At 69.9% G+C, this 21795-nt stretch carries 16 protein-coding genes; 11 read left to right on the forward strand and 5 right to left on the reverse strand.

Annotated elements, in window-relative coordinates; translation table 11 throughout:
- Window positions 1-570: 570 nt before the first annotated feature.
- A complete protein-coding gene (gene guaB / locus N5079_RS00375) occupies window positions 571-2052 on the forward strand; it encodes an IMP dehydrogenase (RefSeq protein WP_315967766.1) in 1482 nt (493 codons plus the stop codon).
- An 80-nt stretch (window positions 2053-2132) separates the two neighbouring features.
- A complete protein-coding gene (locus tag N5079_RS00380; RefSeq protein ID WP_261581196.1) occupies window positions 2133-3251 on the forward strand; it encodes a GuaB3 family IMP dehydrogenase-related protein in 1119 nt (372 codons plus the stop codon).
- 155 nt (window positions 3252-3406) lie between these two features.
- Here N5079_RS00380 and nagA read toward each other — a convergent pair whose 3' ends face one another.
- Both nagA and N5079_RS00390 read right to left on the reverse strand, forming a co-directional pair.
- Window positions 3407-4549 (reverse strand): N-acetylglucosamine-6-phosphate deacetylase, encoded by a 1143-nt coding sequence (nagA, locus tag N5079_RS00385; protein WP_261581198.1) that lies wholly within the window; start codon window positions 4547-4549, stop codon window positions 3407-3409.
- Window positions 4550-4565: 16 nt separating this feature from the next.
- Window positions 4566-5450, reverse strand: a complete 885-nt coding sequence (locus N5079_RS00390; protein ID WP_261581199.1) for an SIS domain-containing protein — start codon at window positions 5448-5450, stop codon at window positions 4566-4568.
- 59 nt (window positions 5451-5509) lie between these two features.
- On the opposite strand from N5079_RS00390, the gene N5079_RS00395 reads away from it, so the two are divergent.
- The gene (locus tag N5079_RS00395; RefSeq protein WP_261581200.1) at window positions 5510-6277 is read left to right on the forward strand and encodes a DeoR/GlpR family DNA-binding transcription regulator; all 768 of its coding nucleotides are present in this window, start codon (window positions 5510-5512) and stop codon (window positions 6275-6277) included.
- A gap of 135 nt (window positions 6278-6412) precedes the next feature.
- On the forward strand, window positions 6413-8143 hold the full coding sequence (gene glpD, locus N5079_RS00400; RefSeq protein WP_410007732.1) for a glycerol-3-phosphate dehydrogenase: 1731 nt from the start codon (window positions 6413-6415) through the stop codon (window positions 8141-8143).
- A gap of 90 nt (window positions 8144-8233) precedes the next feature.
- Here the strand turns inward: glpD and N5079_RS00405 are convergent, their stop codons facing one another.
- Window positions 8234-10219 (reverse strand): beta-propeller domain-containing protein, encoded by a 1986-nt coding sequence (locus N5079_RS00405; protein ID WP_261581204.1) that lies wholly within the window; start codon window positions 10217-10219, stop codon window positions 8234-8236.
- 42 nt (window positions 10220-10261) lie between these two features.
- The gene (locus N5079_RS00410; protein WP_261581205.1) at window positions 10262-12595 is read right to left on the reverse strand and encodes a serine/threonine protein kinase; all 2334 of its coding nucleotides are present in this window, start codon (window positions 12593-12595) and stop codon (window positions 10262-10264) included.
- Between the two features lie 139 nt (window positions 12596-12734).
- Here N5079_RS00410 and N5079_RS00415 point away from each other — a divergent pair, with 139 nt between their 5' ends.
- The 7 genes from N5079_RS00415 (at window position 12735) to N5079_RS00445 (ending at window position 20712) form a co-directional block, all read left to right on the forward strand.
- The gene (locus tag N5079_RS00415; protein ID WP_261581206.1) at window positions 12735-14291 is read left to right on the forward strand and encodes a succinic semialdehyde dehydrogenase; all 1557 of its coding nucleotides are present in this window, start codon (window positions 12735-12737) and stop codon (window positions 14289-14291) included.
- Between the two features lie 9 nt (window positions 14292-14300).
- Window positions 14301-15983, forward strand: coding sequence for a GMC oxidoreductase (locus N5079_RS00420; RefSeq protein ID WP_261581207.1), 1683 nt, complete (start codon window positions 14301-14303; stop codon window positions 15981-15983).
- Between the two features lie 420 nt (window positions 15984-16403).
- Window positions 16404-17966: a glutamine-hydrolyzing GMP synthase gene (gene guaA, locus N5079_RS00425; protein ID WP_410007733.1), complete on the forward strand. Its 1563-nt coding sequence runs from the start codon at window positions 16404-16406 to the stop codon at window positions 17964-17966.
- 103 nt (window positions 17967-18069) lie between these two features.
- The gene (locus N5079_RS00430; RefSeq protein ID WP_261581208.1) at window positions 18070-18609 is read left to right on the forward strand and encodes a hypothetical protein; all 540 of its coding nucleotides are present in this window, start codon (window positions 18070-18072) and stop codon (window positions 18607-18609) included.
- A 380-nt stretch (window positions 18610-18989) separates the two neighbouring features.
- Window positions 18990-19406: a hypothetical protein gene (locus tag N5079_RS00435; RefSeq protein ID WP_261581209.1), complete on the forward strand. Its 417-nt coding sequence runs from the start codon at window positions 18990-18992 to the stop codon at window positions 19404-19406.
- 24 nt (window positions 19407-19430) lie between these two features.
- A complete protein-coding gene (locus tag N5079_RS00440; protein ID WP_261581210.1) occupies window positions 19431-20183 on the forward strand; it encodes a hypothetical protein in 753 nt (250 codons plus the stop codon).
- A gap of 61 nt (window positions 20184-20244) precedes the next feature.
- Complete coding sequence (locus tag N5079_RS00445; RefSeq protein ID WP_261581211.1) at window positions 20245-20712, forward strand: roadblock/LC7 domain-containing protein; 468 nt, start codon at window positions 20245-20247, stop codon at window positions 20710-20712.
- A 50-nt stretch (window positions 20713-20762) separates the two neighbouring features.
- On the opposite strand, the gene N5079_RS00450 is transcribed toward N5079_RS00445, so the two are convergent.
- Entirely contained in the window at window positions 20763-21788 is a 1026-nt protein-coding gene (locus N5079_RS00450) for a DUF4388 domain-containing protein (RefSeq protein ID WP_261581213.1), read from the reverse strand.
- Between the last annotated feature and the right edge of the window lie 7 nt (window positions 21789-21795).

Raw genomic sequence — 21795 nt, forward strand, 5'->3', positions numbered from 1 at the left:
GCACATTCAAGCCGCCGACATGGCCGCTTTGTGCATATGCAGGTCCGGGCTTTGTTTCGTTCGCATTTTCGAAACTCCAACAAATGTAACTTTGTGCAGTTGCACGTTGAGACATTGCGCATCGACGTTCCGTGACGCATCCTTGACTCAGCGTTAGCCGTGACGCCGCGTTACTCGGGCGCGGAGGGGGGCTCGATGGCGTGGCCAACGCGACGCCGCATGGGAGTGTTGAAAAGGGCTGTCCGTCGCGAGCGTGGATCCAGATGAATGCATCACAAGGCGGAGGAGGAGGTCGGAGCGGAGCTTCTGGCCGACGAACCCGGGCCCCGCGGAAATTACGAGCTTGCGAGGAATTTTCGTGGGTGGGGCGACAACGCCGCGAGGCGCCATCTGGGCCGCGCGCAGCAGGACATGACTTTTGAAACACGACCTAGGTGGGGGGACCGGTCTCCGGTCCCCCCACTTTCACGTGCGGCGGCTCTTGACAGGACCGGCGGACCGGGTTTGGGGACGACCACTAGACTGACCTCGGGGTCTGGCGAGGGACCCGCCAGGCAGGAGGGGTTGGAGATGGCCAAGTTCACCGAACCGGGGTTCACGTTCGACGACGTGCTGCTGGTTCCCGCCTACTCGGACATGCAGCCGGGTGACGCCGACACCACGACCCGCCTGTCGCGGAACGTCGTCCTGCGGATCCCGCTCGTGTCCGCCGCCATGGACACGGTCACCGAGGCGCGCATGGCCGTCGCGATGGCCCGTCAGGGCGGCATCGGCATCCTGCACCGCAACCTCTCGATCGAGGAGCAAGCCCAGCAGGTGGACCTGGTCAAACGGTCCGAGGCGGGGATGGTCACCAATCCCGTCACCTGCTCGCCGGACGACACGCTGGCCGACGTGGAGCGGCTGTGCGCCCACTACCGGATCTCCGGCGTCCCGGTCACTGACGCCGAGGGCGTGCTGGTGGGCATCGTGACCAACCGGGACATGCGGTTCGAGACCGACCACAGCAGGCTCGTCCGCGACGTCATGACCCGCATGCCGCTCGTGACCGCCCCCGTCGGGGTCTCCCGCGACGAGGCGTTCCGGCTGCTTCGCCAGAACAAGGTCGAGAAGCTGCCGCTCGTCGACGAGGCCGGCCGTCTGCGGGGCCTCATCACGGTCAAGGACTTCACCAAGAGCGAGCAGTACCCGCTGGCCACCAAGGACGCGAACGGGCGCCTGATGGTCGGCGCGGCCGTCGGCGTCGCGGGCGACGCGGACAAGCGCGCCATGGCCCTCATCGAGGCCGGTGTCGACGTCATCATCGTGGACGTCGCCCAGGGCCACTCCCGCGGCGTGGGAGACATGATCGCCAAGATCAAGGCCAACGGCCGGGTGGACGTGATCGGAGGCAACATCGCCACCCGTGCGGGTGCGCAGTCCCTGGTCGACGCGGGAGCCGACGCGGTCAAGGTCGGCGTGGGCCCCGGCTCCATCTGCACCACCCGCATCGTCGCGGGCGTGGGCGCGCCGCAGCTCACCGCGATCTACGAGGCCGCGCTGGCCGCCGGGCCCGCGGGCATCCCGGTCATCGGCGACGGCGGCCTGCAGTACTCGGGGGACATCGCCAAGGCCCTCGCGGCGGGCGCCGACACGGTCATGCTCGGCTCGCTGCTGGCGGGCTGCGAGGAGTCGCCCGGCGAGCTGATCTTCATCAACGGCAAGCAGTTCAAGTCCTACCGGGGCATGGGCTCGCTCGGCGCGGTCCGCAACCGGGAGCGCGGCGGGATGTCCTTCAGCAAGGACCGCTACGCCCAGGCCGAGGTCTCCGGCGAGGACAAGTACATCCCGGAGGGCATCGAGGGCCAGGTGCCCTACCGCGGCCCCGTCGCCGCCGTGGCCCACCAGCTCGTCGGCGGCCTGCGGCAGGGCATGTGGTACACCGGGTCCCGGACGATCGGCGAGCTGCACGAGAAGGCGCAGCTCATGCCCATCACGTCGGCGGGGCTCAAGGAGAGCCACCCCCACGACATCCAGATGACGGTCGAGGCTCCCAACTACCACCGCCGCTAGGAAGACCGGCTCGACGAGCAGAGGGTACGGCTTCCGCGTGGCGGGGGCCGTACGCACATGAATGGGAAAGAATAGGCCATATGACTCAGGTGGAGATCGGGCGCGGCAAGAGCGGGCGGCGCGCGTACGCGCTGGACGAGATCGGCATCGTGCCCTCCCGGCGCACCCGTGACCCCGAGGAGGTGTCGATCTCCTGGCAGATCGACGCCTACCGGTTCGACCTGCCGCTCGTGGTGAGCCCGATGGACAGCGTCGTGTCGCCCGAGACCGCGATCCAGATCGGCCGGCTGGGCGGCCTGGCCGTCCTCGACCTCGAAGGGCTGTGGACCCGCTACGAGGACCCGGCGCCGCTGCTGGAGGAGGTCGCGACCCTCGACCAGGCGGCCGCGACGCGGAGGCTGCAGGAGATCTACACCGCTCCGATCCAGGACGAGCTGATCGGGCGGCGCATCGAGCAGATCCGCTCCGCGGGTGTCACCGCCGCCGTACGGCTGTCGCCGCAGCGGACCGTGCAGCACCACAAGGCCGTGATCGACGCCGGCGTGGACATCTTCGTCATCCGCGGCACCACGGTCTCCGCCGAGCACGTGTCGGGCCGGGCGGAGCCGCTGAACCTGAAGCAGTTCATCTACGAGCTCGACGTCCCGGTCATCGTGGGCGGTTGCGCGACGTACACGGCCGCGCTGCACCTCATGCGGACCGGCGCCGCCGGCGTGCTGGTCGGTTTCGGCGGCGGCGCCTCCCACACCACCCGCAACGTGCTGGGCGTGGTCGTGCCGATGGCTACCGCGATCTCCGACGTGGCCGCGGCGCGGCGCGACTACATGGACGAGTCGGGCGGCCGCTACGTCCACGTCATCGCCGACGGCGGCATGGGCGGCTCGGGCGACATCGCCAAGGCGATCGCCTGTGGCGCCGACGCGGTCATGGTGGGCTCGCCGCTCGCGAGGGCGGCCGAGGCCCCCGGCCGGGGCTTCCACTGGGGATCGGAGGCGCACCACCCCGAGCTGCCGCGCGGCAAGCGCGTCGAGTTCGGCACGATCGGGACGCTGGAGGAGATCCTGCACGGCCCGTCGTCCGTGGCGGACGGCTCCATGAACCTCATGGGCGCGCTGCGCCGGACGATGGCCACCGCGGGCTACTCCGACCTGAAGGAGTTCCAGCGCGTCGAGGTGGTCGTCGCCCCGCCCCAGCCCTGACCCCCTCCCATGCGTGATCATGCACAGGCTCCCGTGCCAACGAGCTGACCAGCGCCGATCCTTAACGTGATCATGCATGTGTTTCCGTGCATACGGGGATGGCCGGCGGTGAGACCGGGGCAAGGGGCCGGTGATGTGAGGAATCCGCCGTCGGCTCAGGCCGCGGCGGGTTCGCGCACCCACGCTCCGCGTTTCATGACGCCGGCGAGTCGCAGGTCGTCGTCTAGCACGACCAGGTCGGCGTACTTCCCCACGGAGATCGAGCCGATCTCGCCGTCGAGACCGAGGACGCGGGCCGGGGTGAGAGAGGCCATCAGGGCCGCCTCGGCCAGCGACGATCCCACCTCGCGGACCGTGCGGCGGAACGCCACGTCCATGGTGAGCGTGCTGCCGGCGATCGCGCCGCCTTCGGCCAGCCGCGCCACGCCGTTCTCGACGTTGACGGTCATCGGGCCGAGCGGGTAGCTCCCGTCGCCCATGCCCGCCGCCGCCATCGCGTCCGTGATCAGCGCCGTACGGCTCGCGCCCGCCTCGTGCATGGCGAGCCTGAGCATCGCCGGGTGGACGTGGACGCCGTCGTTGATCAGCTCGACCGTGACCCGCTCGTCCTGGAGCAGGGCGGCGATCGGGCCGGGGACCCGGTGGTTCAGGGACGGCATGGCGTTGTAGAGGTGGGTGGCGACGGTGCCCCCGGCCTCGATGCCCGCGATCGTCTGCTCATAGGTGGCGTCGCTGTGGCCGAGCGCGGCGATGACGCCCTCGGCGGCGGCGTCCCTGATGACGTCGAGCGCGCTCGGCAGCTCGGCCGCGATCGTGAGCATGCGCACGTGGCCGCGCCCCGCCTTGACCAGTGCCTGGAACTCCGCCCGGTCCGGGTCGCGGAGCAGCGCCGGATTGTGCGCCCCGCAGCGGGCCTTCGAGATGTACGGACCCTCGAAGTGGATGCCCGCGATGAGGCCCTGTTCGCACAGGTCGGCCAGCGCGGACGCCGCCCGGGCCAGGGTGCCGGGGGCCGCGGTGACAAGGCTGGCCAGCGCGGTCGTGGAGCCGTGCGCGAGATGGAAGGCCGCGATCGCGGCGGCCGTCTCGGGATCGCCGTCCGGGTAGGAGCCGCCGGCCCCGCCGTGGGTGTGGATGTCGACGAACCCGGGGACGACCGTGCGCCCGCCGAGGCCGTGCCCGTTGCCGGGCGCCGGGCCCCGGCCGATGTGGGTGATCCGGCCGTCCTCGATGGTGAGCCAGCCGTCGTGGACTCCGTCCGGAGTGACAACGCGGAGGTCCGAGAGAGTCACGCTCATGCGGCCATCTTTCCGGTCAGGGCGCCAGGATCACAGAGCGGGTGAGGTGAAGCGGCTCGTCGGGGTCGAGCCCGTTCGCCTCGGCACGGGCCACGGCCACCCGCTGCACGCGGATCAGCTCGGCCATGGCGTCCCGGTCGCTGGAGACGAACGCGCCTCCGGCGCCGGCCACCTCGCCGGCCAGGCCCACGGGCACGTCGGCTCCGAGCATCCAGGTGACGCGGCCGGGGCCCGCGATGCTGATCGGGCCGTGGCGATATTCCATGGCGGGGTAGCTCTCGGTCCAGGCCCGCGCGGCCTCGCGCATCTTCAGCGCGGCCTCGGCCGCGAGGCCGCAGGTCCAGCCGCGGCCGAGGAAGGTGTACTGCTCGGCCTCGACGAGCGCGGGCGGCAGCAGCTCGGCGACGGCCCGCTCCGCGTCGGCGATCGCCCCAGCCAGCCCGTCATCGGCCAGGTGGGCCCGGAGCAGGGCGAGCTGGGTGGTGGCGAACCGGGTCTGGACGACGGACTGCTCGTCGGCGAAGTCGAGCACCACGACCTCGTCCGCGAGCCCCATGACGGGCGTCTCCGGATCGGCCGTGATCGCGACGGTGGGGGCCGTGGAGTTCCGCAGCAGCTCCAGCACCTCGGTCGTGGTGCCCGAGCGGGTGAGGGCGAGGATCCGGTCGTACGTCCGGCCGGCCGGTGTCTCCGAGGCGGCGAAGGCGTCGGTCTCGCCCTGGCCGGTCTGCTCGCGGAGCGCGGCGTAGGCCTGGGCCATGAACCACGACGTGCCGCAGCCGACCACCGCCACGCGCTCGCCGCGCCGTGGCAGCGATCCGCCCACCTCGGCGGCCAGCTGGACCGCTCGCCTCCAGCACTCGGGCTGGGACGCGATCTCCGTCGCGGTGTGACTCGCCACAGGCGGCTCCTCGCTCGTTTCTGCATCGTTTATACCAAAATGGAGCATTATTGTGCAGCATGAGTCGGTACGAACGGTGGAACGCGCTGCTGGAGCTGCTCGCCGGGCAGGGACGGCTGAGCGTGGAGGAGGCCGCCGCGTCGCTTGACGTGTCCACGGCCACGATCAGGCGCGACTTCGACGAGCTGGCCCGCCAGCAGATGATCGCGCGGACGCGCGGCGGAGCGGTCGCGCAGAGCGTCAGCTACGACCTGCCGCTGCGCTACAAGACCGCCAGGCACGCCGGGGAGAAGCAACGCATCGCCGCGGCGGCCGCCGAGCTGGCGGCCCCCGGCGCCGTCGTCGGCATGAACGGCGGCACCACCACCTCCGAGGTGGCCAGGGCGCTCGCCCTGCTGGCCGACGACGAGCGACCGTCCACCATCGTGACGAACGCGCTGAACATCGCCGCCGAGCTGACCGTGCGGGGCAGCCTGAAGATCGTGGTGGTCGGCGGGGTGGTCCGGCCGCAGTCCTACGAGCTGATCGGGCCGCTCGCCTCCGGGGTGATCGGGCAGCTCTCGCTGGATACGGCCTTCCTCGGGGTGGACGCTCTGGACCTCGCGGGAGCGTACGCGCACGACGAGGGCGAGGCGGAGGTCAACAACCTCCTGATCCGCCGAGCCGCACAGGTGGTCGCGGTGGCCGACAGCTCGAAGGTCGCCCGCCGGGCGTTCGCCCGGATCTGCGCGCTCGACGCCGTCGACGTTCTCGTGACCGACACCGGAGTGCCGGACACCGTTGCGGCGGAGTTCACCGAACGCGGAGTGAAGGTGCTGCGCGCCTGATCTGCCCAGGTCAACCCGAATATTGGAAGATCGTTGGGAAAGGGGATTAGAGGTACGATTTGCGGGTGGCTACCCACGGGTAGAAAACGATCGCACAGGCGAAAGCCGTACAGAGGGAGCCCTATGACGGCGCGGATGGGCATGGCACGGCTCGGCCCGGCAGAACGTTCGGCGGCACTGTCCCGGATGGAATCACAGGAACTCGACGTGGTCGTGATCGGCGGCGGCGTGGTCGGGGCCGGTGTCGCTCTGGACGCGGCCACCAGGGGCCTTTCCGTGGGCCTCGTCGAGGCGCGGGACTTCGCCTCCGGGACCTCGTCGCGCTCCTCCAAGCTGATCCACGGCGGCCTGCGCTATCTGGAGCAGTTGAACTTCGACCTGGTCAGGGAGGCCCTGCAGGAGCGCGCGCTGCTGCTCCAGCGGATCGCGCCCCACCTGGTCAGGCCGGTGCCGTTCCTGTTCCCCCTGACTCACACGGGCTGGGAGCGGCCGTACGTCGGGGCCGGGCTGGTGCTCTACGACTCCCTGGGCTTCTCCTTCGGCTTCAACCGGGGCGTCCCCGGCCATCGGCACCTGTCCCGGCGGCGGGCCCTGCGCATCGCGCCCGCGCTCAAGCGGTCGGCGTTCACGGGGGCGGTGCAGTACTGGGACGCCCAGGTCGACGACGCCCGCTACGTCATGACCATGCTCCGCACGGCCGCGACGTACGGCGCGCTCGTGGCGTCGCGCGCCCAGGCGGTCGGCTTCCTGAGGGAGGGAGAGCGGGTCACCGGCGTCCGGGTTCGCGACCTGGAGACGGGGACGGAGATCGACGTGCGCGCCCGTCAGGTCGTCAACGCCACCGGCGTCTGGACCGACGAGATCCAGGAACTGGTCGGCGGGCGAGGCCAGATCCACGTGAAGGCGTCGAAGGGCATCCATCTCGTGGTGCCGCGCGACCGGATCCACTCGCTGACCGGGATCATCATGCGCACCGAGAAGTCGGTGCTCTTCGTCATCCCCTGGGGACGGCACTGGATCATCGGGACGACCGACACGGAGTGGACCCTCGACAAGGCCCACCCGGCGGCGTCCCGGACTGACATCGACTATCTCCTCGATCACGTGAACTCCGTGCTGTCGGTGCCGCTGACCAGGGACGACGTGGAAGGCGTCTACGCCGGGCTGCGTCCGCTCCTGGCCGGCGAGTCGGAGGAGACCTCGAAGCTCTCGCGCGAGCACGTGGTGGCCCACCCGGTGCCCGGCCTTGTCATGGTCGCCGGCGGCAAGTTCACGACCTACCGCGTGATGGCGAGCGACGCGGTCGACGCCGTGGCGCACGGGCTCGACCAGCGCGTGCCCCCGTCGTGCACCGACCAGGTGCCCCTGGCCGGGGCGGAGGGCTACCAGGCGCTGTGGAACTCCCGGCACCGGCTCGCCCGGTCCTCGGGCCTGCACGTCGCCCGGATCGAGCACCTGCTCCAGCGGTACGGCTCCATGATCGACGAGCTGCTCGACCTGATCGAGCGCGACCCCTCTCTGGGCCGGCCGCTGAGCGGCGCGGACGACTACCTGCGCGCCGAGATCGTGTACGCCGCCACGCACGAGGGGGCGCGGCACCTCAACGACACGCTGACCCGGCGGACCCGCATCTCGATCGAGACCTTCCACCGGGGCGCCGCCGTCGCGCAGGAGGCCGCCGAGCTCATGGCCAAGCCGCTCGGCTGGGACGCGGAGCAGGTCAAGCGGGAAGTCGAGTACTTCACCAAGCGCGTGGAGGCCGAGCGGGCCTCCCAGGAGCAGGACACCGACCAGGAGGCCGACGCGATCCGCCTCGGCGCTCCCGAGATCGTCCCCGTCGCCCTCCCGGAAGGCCGCCCGGTCTGACGCTTCCCTCGCCGACGGGTCTTGTACGGTCATCCGGCCAGGGAGATCGCTTTTCCGCCGCCCGCCATCGCTCGACCGTACAAGAAGGTCTCACTTGAAGGGGATCCACGCCTGGTCGGCGAGGCTCGCCGCGTCACTGACCTTGAGACCGAGGTCGGAGACGGTCCAGAGGCTCCCGCCGATCACTATGCAGCGGCGGATGCCGGGGTCGTACCGTTCCGGACCACCGGACCGGGGGTGCGTGATCATTCCCTCCTTGGTGATCCCGCTGTCGCCGACCTTCAGCACGATGGCCCCGCTGCCACCGTCGCCCCAGTCAGACACGGGGACCATGGCCAGCCCCGACTCCGGCCAGTAGAGGAACGCGTGCGGGTCCCACTCGGCCTCCGAGCCCGAGCTCTTCTGGAGGAACCGGGACAGGATCCGCGGGCTGGCTGGATCGTTCACGTCGAACAGCGAGATCTGCGTGCCCATGACCTGGCCCTTGGCGTTCGCCTCCTGGCCGATGCCGAGCAGCCGTCCCGGACCGCCGGGGTGCAGATAGGACGAGTATCCGGAGATCTTCAGCTCGCCCGTGACCTTGGGGGCGGCCGGGTCCCGCAGGTCCAGCGTGTAGAGCGGGTCGGTCTGTTTGAACGTCACCACGTATCCGAGGTCGCCGATGAACCGAACCGAGTAGATCTGCTCGCCCTTGCCCAGGCCGGTCACCGCGCCCACCTGGGCCAGCGTGTCGGCGTTGAGCACGTAGACGCCGCTGTCACTGGTCCCCTGGCTCGCGCCGAAGACCTCGGCGTTGGAGGTGGTCGCCACCCTGAGGTTGCCCTGGTGCTCCGACAGTGAGTACTGGTTCAGCAGCCGTCCCGGGACGACCCCCGAGCCCACGTAGCGGGGGGCGCCGGAGCCTCCGATGTCGAACCGGTGCACCTCCGTCTGCTCTGGCGGCGCGGTCGGCGTCGGGGACGGCTCGGGCGACCCGCTCGCCGCCTGGCCGGGCTCCGGCACCGCGTCGTCGATCGCCATCGGGTTGGACCACCAGCGGGGGTTGCTCGTCACGTAGAGGCTGCTCTGCGTGCCGTACACGGTGTCGCCGTCGGCCGCCACGCTGATCGGCGAGTCCGAGTCGAGCGCGGTGGACGGGTCGGCGGCGAGATCGATCGTGTGAACGGTCAGCATCGACGTCCCGGTGAACTCGGCCGGGTGGCTGACCTGCTCGCATTTGACCTTGTCCGTACGGCTCACGCCACCGGACTCGATGGTGAACCGCGGCAGCCACGCGTCGATGGGCGCGGACATCACGGCTTCGCGGTTGCGCTTGAGCAGCTTGGACTCGGCGGTGTCCGGTTTCGCCTCAGGGAACGCGATCTCCGGCTGCGACCGGACGACGATCCGCACGACGGACCCCACCTGGCGGGCGTCCACGTGGCCTCCGTGGACGCTCAGCGACCCGAGCACCCTGGGCCGGCCGGACAGATCCACGATCATGTACTTCGGGTCCGACAGCCCGGGCCGCATCTTCGCCACCGCCCCGAACGGCAGCAGCCCCCGGCCCTGGATGAGCACCAGCGCGCGGTCTCCGGAGATCAGCAGGTCGGCCGGCGACCAGCTCTGCTCCGGCGGGAGGAGCCGCAGCGTTCCGGTGACCTCCCTGGTCGCGGTGTCGACCACCCGCAGCACGCCCTGGTTGACGGTGACGATCCGCTTGCCGTCGGTCTTGACCAGGTCGGGCTCGTCCACCCCCGCCTCGTGGACGTTGGTCGTGGAGTACGACTGGTCGCCCCCCGCGCCCCCGGAGTCCCCGGACGCCTTGGCGTTGGGGGCCACGTCCAGACGGTTCGCGTACATGATGTTGCCCCCGAGGCCCCACGGGGTGACCTTCTTCGCGGTGGCCTCCCGCAGCCCGGCCAGCATGTCGTCGCAGCTCGTGTAGGAGACGAGCTTCACCTTCCCGGTCAGCTCCACGGTGCCCCCGCCGCCCCCGCCGTCCCCCGGAGCCTGTGCCGCACGGCCCGCGGAGCACGCCGCGGCCAGGATCCCGGCCAGCGCGAGGGTGCCTGCCGTACGAATCGATGTCCTCATGCCCCCTACGACGGATCGCACCGGGCTCCGGTTCGAGGCCGGTCAGCTTCCGAGTTGCCGGCGCGAGTAGTACGGCCCCAGGATCTCGGCCTGCGTGGTCTCCAGGAGCGTCCGCAGGTGCTGACCCCGCAGGTCCGTCACGACCACGGCCGACTTGCCGGCGATGACCTCGGTCCAGCAGAACAGGTGCTGCTCGTCCCACCAGCCGAGGACCTTCGTGCAGTCGGAGCCGAACCTGCCCGTCTCCACCCCTGTGGTGGCGTTCCAGTAGCAGACCTTCGCCGCGTCGTCGGCACACTTGGTGACGATCGAGGCGCCGGACGGGGAGAACAGCCCCGACAACGTGTTGTACGGCATGCCGACGCCTTCGAGGGTCCTGACCGGATCGCCGTCGAGGTCGTAGTAGCGGATCCCCTTGGTCGTGCCGTTGTCGAACCAGGTGGCGACCATGCTGCCGTCGCCGTTCCAGTAGAACCGGCCCTCCTTGATCGAGGAGTCGTTGATCTTGCGGACCGTGGCGGTGCCGGCGTCGACGTCCACGATGATGAACCCCTTGGTGGTCCAGGTGGAGCCGCCGGGGTTGCGGATGCTGAGGAGCAGGCGGCGGCTGTCCTTGGTCCAGTCGGCGTACTCGTACGTCAGCGGATACTTGACGGTCTTGACCGTGTGGACGACGCCGGTGGCGCGGTCGACGAGGTCCACGCCGTGGTAGTTGTCGTTCGTGTAGTTCCTGGTCCGCCCGGCGGAGACCTTCCCGTCCGGGGAGATGGCCTGCTGCCAGTACTTCACGCTCTTGACGAACCGGCCGTTCGCCGTCGAGCGCGGGTAGTTGATCCACTCGTTCTTCCGCTTGTTCTCGACCTCGTAGTAGGTCAGCCTCATCGGGTCGGACGCGCTCTCGTAGGCTGTGGCGTTCACGCCCGGCAGCTTCGCCTCGGTCGTCTCGGCGGTCACGGCCGGCGTCGGGCTCGGCTCCTGGCTGGACGGCGTCGAGGCCGGAGTGGCGGACGTCGTCGTCGTTCCCCCGGCCTGGATGGTGCCGTCCGGGTCGCGATTGGCGATCACGACGGCGACCAGCACGACGATCAGCACCGCCACCGCACCGCTCGCGATGGCCACGCCGTACTTCCGCGGGGAGCGTTCCGGGTCGTTCTCCAGGGTCTTCGTCTCCCTGACGGCCTGGGACGGCATCGGCGGCGGGTACGGCGACGGCGGCGGGCCCGGATACGGCCGGGTCGGCGGCGGGGGATAGGGACGGTTTCCGGGCGTAGCCTGGTGGGCCCCCGGATCCGACGCCGGGCCGGAGTACGGCCGTGGCGGTGGTGGCGCCGGGTAAGACCGGTCATCCGGGCGAGGCGGGCGCGCGCCCGGGTCCGACGCGGGCCCCGGATAGGGCGGTGGCGGCACCGGCTGCCGAGCGCCCCAGCCGGCCGGGGACGCCGGCGCGGCCGAAGATCCCGGTATGGCGGGGGACGGGCGGTGGGATGCCGGGGTGGCGGGGGGTGGGCCGGGGGCCTCGGACGCGGCGGCGGCCGCTTCCTGGAGGATCGCCGGGCTCGGCGCGGAGTGCTGCAGCAGGCCGAGGAGCACCTGTTCGGCCGTGGGCCGCGTGCGCGGATCCCTGGCCAGGCAGGAGACCACGACGTCGCGAAGCGGGGGCTGGAGGTCGCCCAGCTTCGGCTGGCCGTTCAGGATCCGGTTGATCACGGCGGGTAGCGAGTCGCTGCCGAACGGGCTCTCGCCGGTGGCCGCGTGGGCGATCGTGCAGCCCCAGGCGAACAGGTCGGCGGGCGGCCCGGCGGGCTCGCCCATGATCTGCTCCGGGGCCATGTAGGACGGCGTGCCCACGGGACGAGACGTCAGTGTGGAGGATGCGTCCAGGGCTCTGGCGATGCCGAAGTCGATCACTCGCGGGCCGTCCGGTCCCATGATGACGTTGGCCGGCTTCAGGTCGCGGTGGACGATCCCCGCCCGGTGGATGGCCGCGAGGGCGGTGGCCGTACCGATCGCGAGGCGGTGCAGGGCCGGGCCGCTGATCGGGCCCGAGGTGAGGACGCGCCGTTGCAGCGACGGGCCCTCGATGTACTCGCTGACGATGTAGGGACGCTCCGCCTCCACGCCCGTCTCCATGACCTGGGCCGTGCAGAACGGGGCGACCCGCTTGGCCGCCGCCACCTCGCGGAGGAAGCGCTCCACCATATCGGGGTCGCCCGCGAGGTCGGGCCGGAGCCACTTGATGGCGACCTTCTCGCCGGACGCCCCCGCGCCGAGGTAGACGACGCCCTGGCCCCCTTCTCCCAACCGCCCCTGGAGGTCGTAGGCGCCCAGCCGTCCCGGGTCTCCCGACCTCAGCGGGGCGACCTCAGCAGCCGGCATGAGGTCGCCGGAAAAAGCGAGCGATTTCTGGCATAGCTGGATTCTGGCGTGTCGCCAGGAGGACGCGGAAGTATCGTGTCCCGATGGTTGTCTTTACCGGCCAGTAGCCATAAGTCACGCTCCGGAATATTCTTCCGTCATGAGTGCAGCAATTGGGACGCTCGATGCGGCCATGGTCGAACGCATCCTTAAGCACGTCACCTCGGAAGGTAAAACTCGGGAGATCTCCGCTCCCTTCACCGGCGAGCTCCTCGCCGAAGTGCCGATCTCCACCGCCGAGGACGTCCGCACGGCGTACGCCAAGGCCCGGGCCGTGCAGGAGGCGTGGGCCGCGCTGCCCGTGCGGGAGCGGGTCAGCCCGTTCCTCCGGCTGCACGACGCGATCCTGGACCGGCGCGAGGAGCTTCTCGACATCGTCCAGATGGAGACGGGCAAGGCGAGACGCCACGCGAACGAGGAAGTCCTCGACGCGGCCGGCTGCACGCTTTATTTTGCGCGGCGCGCCCCCCGCCTGCTGGAGCCCCAGCGCCGCAAGGGCATCTTCCCCATCGCGACCCGCGCCACCGAGATCCGCCACCCCAAGGGCGCCGTGGCGGTGATCAGCCCGTGGAACTACCCGCTCGCGCTCGGCGTGCCGGACGTGGTCCCGGCGCTGATGGCGGGCAACGTCGTGGTCCACAAGCCCGACACGCAGACCCCGCTCTCGACGCTCTGGACGATCGACCTGCTCGTGGAGCTCGGCATGCCGCGTGACATCTGGCAGGTCGTGCTCGGCGAGCCCGCCGACATCGGCGACGCGCTGATGGACGGCGCCGACTACGTGGCCTTCACCGGCTCGACCCGCGGCGGCCGGAAGATCGCCGAGGAGGCCGCCAGGCGGCTCATCGGCTGCTCCCTGGAGCTCGGGGGCAAGAACCCGATGATCGTGCTCGACGACGCCGACCTGAACCTGGCCGCGCAGGGCGCCGTCCGGGCCTGCTTCACCAACGCGGGTCAGCTCTGCATCTCGATCGAGCGGCTCTACGTCCAGGAGTCGATCGCCGACGCGTTCCGCGAGAAGTTCGTCCGCGTGGTCGAGAACATGAAGCTGGGCGGGGGCCTCGACTGGAACTCCCAGATGGGGTCGCTCACGTCCCGGCGGCAGCTCGACACCGTGTCCGCCCACGTGGCCGACGCTGTCGAGAAGGGCGCCACGGTGCTCGCCGGAGGCCGGGCGCGGCCCGACCTCGGCCCGCTGTTCTACGAGCCCACGGTGCTGGAGAACGTCACCGAGGACATGGACCTGTGCCGCGACGAGACGTTCGGCCCCGTTGTGGCGCTGTACCGCTTCTCGGCCGAGGACGAGGCCGTCGCCAAGGCCAATGACACCGTCTACGGCCTGAACGCCTCGATCTGGACCCGTGACCTCGACCGCGGCCGGCGGCTGGCCGCCCGGGTCAAGGCGGGCACCGTCAACATCAACGAGGGGTACGGCTCGGCCTACGGCTCCTACGACGCCCCGATGGGCGGCATGAAGGCGTCCGGCCTCGGGCGGCGCCACGGGACCGAGGGCCTGCTGAAGTACACCGAGGTCCAGACCGTCGCCAGCCAGGCCTCGTGGCTCGGGTTCGAGCCGATCCTCGGCCTGCCGTACGACACGTACGCCGACACCCTCGCGACCCTGCTCAAGACGATGAAGCGACTGCACCTCAAGTAGCGGGGAACCATGGATTACGACGTCGTCGTCATCGGATCGGGGTTCGGCGGGAGCGTGACGGCGCTCAGGCTGACCGAGAAGGGATACTCGGTCGGCGTCCTGGAGGCCGGCCGGCGGTTCGACGAGAACACGCTGCCCAAGACCTCCTGGCGGGCCAGGGACTTCCTGTGGGCCCCCGCGCTCGGCCTGAAGGGCATCCAGCGGATCCACGTGCTGCGCGGCCGGAACGGCGTCATGGTCCTCGCCGGGGCGGGCGTCGGCGGCGGCTCCCTCGTCTACGCCAACACCCTCTACGAGCCACTCGACCCGTTCTTCGACGATCCCCAGTGGAGCCACATCACCGACTGGAAGTCTGAACTCAGCGCCTACTACGACCAGGCCAAACGCATGCTCGGCGTGGTGCTCAACCCCACCGTGACCCCGGCCGACGAGGTCATGCGCAAGGTCGCGGAGCGGATGGGGGTGGGCGACACCTTCCATCTCGCTCCCGTCGGCGTGTTCTTCGGCGAGCCGGGCGTCGAGGTGGACGATCCCTACTTCGGCGGGGCCGGGCCGCGCCGCCGAGGGTGCCTGGAGTGCGGCGAGTGCATGACCGGCTGTCGCCACGGCGCCAAGAACACGCTGATCAAGAACTACCTCCACCTGGCCGAGAAGGCCGGGGCGAAGGTCCACCCCGAGACCACCGTCAGGAGCGTCCGCCCGATCGACGGCGGCTATGAGATCACGGTCAGGAAGACCGGCTCCCTCGGCCGGGCGCGCACGCTCACGGCCCGCCAGGTCGTCTTCGCCGCCGGCACGTACGGCACGCAGCACCTGCTCCACCGGCTCAGGGCGACTACCCTGCCGCGGCTGTCCTCCCGGCTCGGCGTGCTGACCAGGACGAACTCCGAGGCCCTGCTCGGCTTCGAGCGCCTGACGGCCAAGGGGGAGAAGCTCAACCGGGGCGTGGCGATCACGTCGTCGATCCACCCCGACGCCGAGACCCACATCGAACCGGTCAGGTACGGCGACGGCTCCAACGCGATGGCCATGCTCCGCACACTGCTCATCGACGGCCGTTCCGATGGCGGAGGACGAACGCCGCGCTGGCTGAGGTTCCTCGGCGCGGCCCTCCGGCGGCCGCATCTCGTGCCCCGGCTGTTCAACCACCGCAAATGGTCCGAGCGGGGCATCATCGCCCTCGTCATGCAGGCCAAGAACAACTCGATCACGGTCTCCCTGCGGAAGGGGAGCCTGCGGGCCGGGCCCGGCCACGGCGAGCCGAACCCGACCTGGATCCCGGCCGGGCACCAGGCGGTGCGCCTGGCGGCGGAGGAGATCGGCGGCATGCCCGGCGGGTCATGGCTGGACCTCTTCGACATCCCGGCCACGGCCCACTTCCTCGGCGGTTGCGCGATCGGCGACTCGCCCGAGACCGGCGTGATCGACCCCTACCACCGCGTCTACGGGTACGAGGGCCTGCACATCGTCGACGGCTCGGCGATCTCGGCCAACCTGGGCGTCAACCCCTCGCTGACCATCACCGCCCAGGCCGAGCGAGCCATGGCGTTCTGGCCGAACAAGGGCGAGCCCGACCCGCGTCCCGCGCTGGGTTCGGATTACGCACGGCTCTCGCCGATCGCCCCCGCCCGGCCGGTCGTCCCCTCAGCCGCTCCCGGCGCCCTCCGGCTGCCGATCGTGGAGATCACATAGTTCCCCGGCAGGCAAGGTCTGGCCGTTCAACACCAGCCCTCTCGGCGTGATCATGCAGATGTTCCCGTATGGGCCGTCCTGCCTGGTGCTTTGTCCCACATGATCATGCGCAGGTTCCCGTATGGACCGCCCACCTGGCGCTTTGTGCCGCGTGATCATGCACCACGAGGGCGTGCCCGTCGGACGAACGCTGCCTGATCACGAAGAGTGCCGGCGCTGATCAGACTGTGTGTGGCGGAATCCGTGCATGATCACAATTCGGGAAACCGGACGTGCCTAAGCGTCCCGGGACACCGTGCATGATCACGATTCGGGAAACTGGACGTGCCTGAGCTTCCCGGGACACCGTGCATGATCACGGCGACACGGAGAACGGCTTGAGTGGAACGCGCCGATAGACTGACCGTACCGCTCGCTCTTCTGGGGGTCCTTCCGGTGTCTGAGTTCGACACGGTCCTGGTCGTCGACTTCGGCGCGCAGTACGCGCAGCTGATCGCCCGCCGGGTGCGTGAATGCCACGTCTACTCCGAGATCGTCCCGTCGACGATGCCGGTGTCCGAGATGCTGGCCAGGAAACCCAAGGCGATCATCCTGTCCGGTGGCCCGTCGTCGGTGTACGCCGAGGGCGCTCCGCCTGCCCCGGAGGGCCTGTTCGAGACCGGGGTGCCGACGTTCGGCATCTGCTACGGCTTCCAGGCGATGGCCCAGGCGCTGGGGGGCCGGGTCGCCAAAACTGGGGCCGCCGAGTTCGGCGGCACGTCGCTGAACGTGCTCCGCGAGGGCCTGCTCTTCGCCGGGCTGCCGGCCGTACAGTCGGTCTGGATGTCGCACGGCGACTCGGTGGTGGGGGCCCCGTCGGGGTTCGCCGTCACCGCCTCGACCGAGGCCACCCCGGTCGCCGCGATGGAGGACCCCTCCCGCGGCCTGTACGGCGTGCAGTTCCACCCCGAGGTGCTCCACTCCGCCCACGGCCAGGCGGTGCTCAAGCACTTCCTCGACGCGGCCGGTTGCCGCCCGTCGTGGACCATGCTCAACATCGTCGAGGACGCCGTCGAGGCGGTGCGTGAGCAGGTCGGCGGCGGCAGGGCGATCTGCGCGCTGTCGGGCGGCGTCGACTCCGCCGTGGCCGCCGCCATCGTCCAGCGGGCCATCGGCGACCGTCTCACCTGCGTCTTCGTCGACCACGGGCTGCTGCGCAAGGGCGAGGCCGAGCAGGTCGAGCGGGACTTCGTCGCCGCGACCGGCGTCAAGCTCCGCGTCGTGGACGCCGCGGAGCGGTTCCTCAAGGCACTGTCCGGGGTCACCGACCCGGAGGAGAAGCGCAAGATCATCGGTCGGGAGTTCATCCGCGTCTTCGAGGACGAGCAGCGCGCCATCCTCGCCGACGGCCCGGTCGACTTCCTCGTCCAGGGCACGCTCTACCCCGACGTCGTCGAGTCGGGCGGAGGCACCGGGACCGCCAACATCAAGTCGCACCACAACGTGGGCGGGCTTCCCGACGACCTCAAGTTCGAGCTGGTGGAGCCCCTCCGGACACTGTTCAAGGACGAGGTCCGGCGGGCCGGCGAGGAGCTTGGCCTGCCGCCGGCGATGGTGTGGCGTCAGCCGTTCCCCGGCCCCGGACTCGGCATCCGGATCATCGGCGAGGTCACCAGCGAGCGGCTCGACCTGCTGCGCGAGGCTGACGCCATCGCCCGCGAGGAGTTGTCCCGCGCCGGGCTCGACCGTGACATCTGGCAGTGCCCCGTGGTTCTGCTGGCCGACGTCCGATCGGTCGGCGTCCAGGGCGACGGCCGCACCTACGGTCACCCGGTCGTCCTCCGGCCCGTCACGTCGGAGGACGCGATGACCGCCGACTGGGCCCGCGTGCCGTACGACGTGCTGTCCCGGATCTCCACGAGGATCACCAACGAGGTCCGCGAGATCAACCGCGTGGTCGTCGACGTCACCAGCAAGCCCCCCGGCACCATCGAGTGGGAGTAACCCCTTCTCGCACGCCGCCACCCGGATCGACTCTTCTTCGCTATAAGTAGCGAACAAGTGTCGGAGTGTTACGGAACCATAGTGTTCCGTGACCGCTCCCCCCTTGACCGGCTACATCGACGAGTCAATTCGTGCTGGAGGCCTGTATTTCGTCGGGATAGTGATCGCGGACTGCCTCTTGTCGGATGAGGTGCAAACTCGCCTGCGGAAGCTTGTGCCGTCGACTTCGCCGCCCCATTGGTACGACGAAAGTGCAGATGTCCGCCAGGCTCTGATCTCGGAAGTGGCACGGCTGGACATCATGGCGCTCGTGTACGGATGTCGCTTCGACCGGCCCAAGCGCAAGGAAGCGGCTCGCGCCCGAGCGTTGACCTGGATGGTGCACAACGTTCCGAAGGATGTGCGTCACCTCGTACTGGGTCAGCGCGAGGCGAGTCAAGATCTCCATGATCGCAAGGTTCTTCGCGGGTTGGGGGGCCGCCCGCCCCGATACACCGTGACGCATGCGGCAATGGCCAAGGAGCCGCTGCTATGGGTCGCCGACATCGTGGTGAGTTCTGTGGCTGGCGCGCTGGTGAGCAACGACGCGTCTGTTCTTCTACGCCTGGAGGGTGTTCTCGCGGCAGCCGAGTGTGAACCGTAGACAGCGCGAAGGCCGGGCCACCACCGTCCCGGCGGTCACTCCCGGCCTCACTTCGTGGTTCGCACCCGACCACGCATAACCCATAGTAGTCGCATAGTCGCTCTGGTCAACCCGGTTGCAACAGCGCGAAGGCCGGGCCACCACCGTCCCGGCGGTCACTCCCGGCCTCACTTCGTAGCCCTACTGGGCTGCGCATTACTCCTCGTACTCATCTCGTCACCACAGTCAACCTTCCCTCTGGTCTGCCCGGATGACCGCTGATCTTTCCGAGTGTCTTTACCTGCGCTGACAACCGCCGGGGAGCTCGTCCTGGAACGTTCTGCGGCAGTGCGGACGTCCCCTAGAATCTGCCTGCGGTGCCTGGTGGAAAGGACGCATCCATGCCCGTGTCTCCCTTTGACTCCTTGCTTGCCGAGGTAAGGCAGATCGACGGCTTTGTGCTCGGGTGTCTCATCGACGCCTCGACCGGCATGGTGCTGGGTTCCGTACAGGAGCAGGAGGAGGCGCGCCTGCCCGTCGCGGCGGCGGGCGCGGCCGATGTGGCCAGGGTGATCTCCCTCATGACCGGAGAGCTGGCCGCTAACGGCGGGCTCGAGGACGCGATCATCACCTTGACTGGTCATTATCACCTGATCCGGCAGTTCAGCCCGGCGCCCAGACTGCGGTTTCTGCTGCTTGTGGTGCTGGACCGGTCGAGGGCGAACCTGGCGATGGCCCATCGGGAGCTTCGCGACTTCGACATGAGCTTCGCCGGACGAGCCGATTCGGGCCTGCCCCGTCACTATCAGAGCGTGTGACCCTCGGCCAGGACAGGAACCACCGTGTACTTCAACAGGGACCCGCTCGTCGTCCGGCTGGGAAAGCTCGCCGACTCCGGCCAGACCGGTGTGCTGCGTCTGCCGGGCGACCTTGGCGGGGCCATCTATCTCAGCGAGGGGGATGTCGTCTTCGCGGAGTCGAAGCGCACCCCCGGGCCGGCCAGTGGGCTCGCGCGGCAGCCGGGGCGTCCGCATGAGGCCGACCCGGCGGGCTCCCGGGCGAACCGCGGCGGCCCGGCGGATGCCGTCGATCCGGAGATCGCCGGCTCGCTCGCATGGCGCTTCGCGGTCAGGGAGGCCACCGTCGACGCCGCGCTGGAACTGCTGTCCAGCAGGCCGCGGCACGCGCTGCTGCAGCGGTTCCGCGAATCCGGCACTCCCACTGTCGGCACGGTGGGCGGCATGTCCCTTCCAGCGCTGCTCACCGAGGTGAATCGGCGGCAGGAGATCGTGAAGCAGATGTCCATCTCCCTCACGGCCGACACGGCGGTCTTGCGAAACCCGCACATCGACTCACCCGAACTACAGGTCTCCGAGTTGCAGTGGGCTCTGCTCATCCGGATGCGTGACCGGTCCACGCCGCGGGACCTCGCGTGGGAACTGGGACACAGCGTCTTCGGCACGACCGTCGAAGTCTCCCAGCTGATCGCCCTGGGGCTTGTGTCGGTCGTCGGCGCCCCGTCACCCCGAGAGCCGGGGGAACCGTCCGGGCCCCGGCGAGACACCGTGTCCTTCCTCCGGGCGCTGATCGGATGATCGAGGCCGTCGTGTGCAAAGAGATCCGCCAAGGCGGGTCCGGACCAGCAGGGGTGAACGGATGACCGGGCCGAGCGCAGAAGAGCCGACCCCCGAGGAGCGGATCCGCGCGGAGCTCCGTGAGCTGAGAGATCAGGTGGTGGGCGTGCGCGGCAGCATGGTCGCCACGAGCGACGGATTCCTGGTGACCCACGACATCCCCGATCTGGAGCCGACCCGGATCGCCGCCCTCGTCGCGGCGACGTTCGGCCTGGCTCGTCAGGCCACGGAGACGACCGGCCGCGGACGGTTCCGCGAGGCGGTCGCCCGTGGCGCCGAGGGCTACCTGGCGGTGTTCGCGGTGAGCGACAGCTCCGTCGTGGCGGTCGTCGGAACCAACGATCTGAACATCGGGATGCTGCACTATCAGACCCGGGACATGGTCAAGCGGATATCGGGTCACATGGCGGAGTTCGATTCGGGCTGGCAGGGCCATGCCCTGCCGGACGGCCCTCCGGGAACCATGCACAATCACGACGCGGATGGGTGACGTGACGGGCTGCTTCCCTGGTCGTGTCTGACAAATCAAGCCCTCACCTTCTAGCCCATCCGCTTGAGCCCTTCCAGGACCCGCTCCAAGACGCCGTCGTGGATCGGCGTGACCGGCGGTAGGACGGCTCCCGAGGGCCCCTGCGCGAGTTCGGGGAGTACGGCGCCGGCGGGCGTTCTGTCGTAGGTCGTCATGCCCGGCCGGCGACGAGGCAGAGAGTCCACCGGGGGGCCGTCGGCACCGGCCGTACGCGTGCGGGACGGCGGCGTCTGGGGAGAACGAGCCGTCGGAGCCGGTCCGGGGACCTTGGGCAGCTCCATCGTGGCGCTGTCCGTCTCATCCACCGGCCGCCCGTGACCCGCCCCGTCGTCGCGCCCCGGGGATCCCACGTCTTTCTGAAGGGTGCACAGGCCCGCCCGGACAAGTCCGGCCACGTTCTCCATGGTGTCGTAAAGGGCCGAGCCGTTTCGCCAGGCCAGTTCCCGCAGCGTCATGACGCCGTCGATCCCGCAGGCGACCATCCACTGCGCGCGGCCCACGACCGCCAGCGGACGACGCAGGTCGGACATCTGGGGGCGGTCGTCGAGGCTGATGTCGTACCCGGCCAGCAGCCGGGTCCGCGGCGCGACCTCGGACAGAACGGACTCGACGTCCAAGTCAAGGATCGGCCCGATCCAGGGGCGCTCCAGCGGCGCGAACCGGATGCCGCCGACCGATGGTCGACCCGGCATCGCCAATGCGGTGATCGCGTCCAACGAGACCGAACGCACGACGGCCCGCATCTCGTCTTCGCCGATGTCGCCCTGCTCCACGAGAAGTACGGCCAGCTCACCGGGGGGCCGGGCCTGCGCGTGGAGCGTGCTCGATCGGTCGGCCGGCAGCCGCCCCGAGCCGATCAATCTGGCGGCGAGGTCGGGAACCCCGGCTGCTTCGGCGAAGGTCAGACGTCCGCCATCGAGATAGATCGTTCCACCGCGGTCTCCTCCTACGTTCAGCGTCCCAGAGGCCCTTTCCCGTGCCAGGGCGTGGAGCTCGTCGGTGATCCGTCCTTGGCCTCGCCTGTCCAACTCGCTCACCCGGGCT

Source organism: Planotetraspora sp. A-T 1434 (assembly GCF_025420585.1).
Classification (GTDB): domain Bacteria; phylum Actinomycetota; class Actinomycetes; order Streptosporangiales; family Streptosporangiaceae; genus JAOEGB01.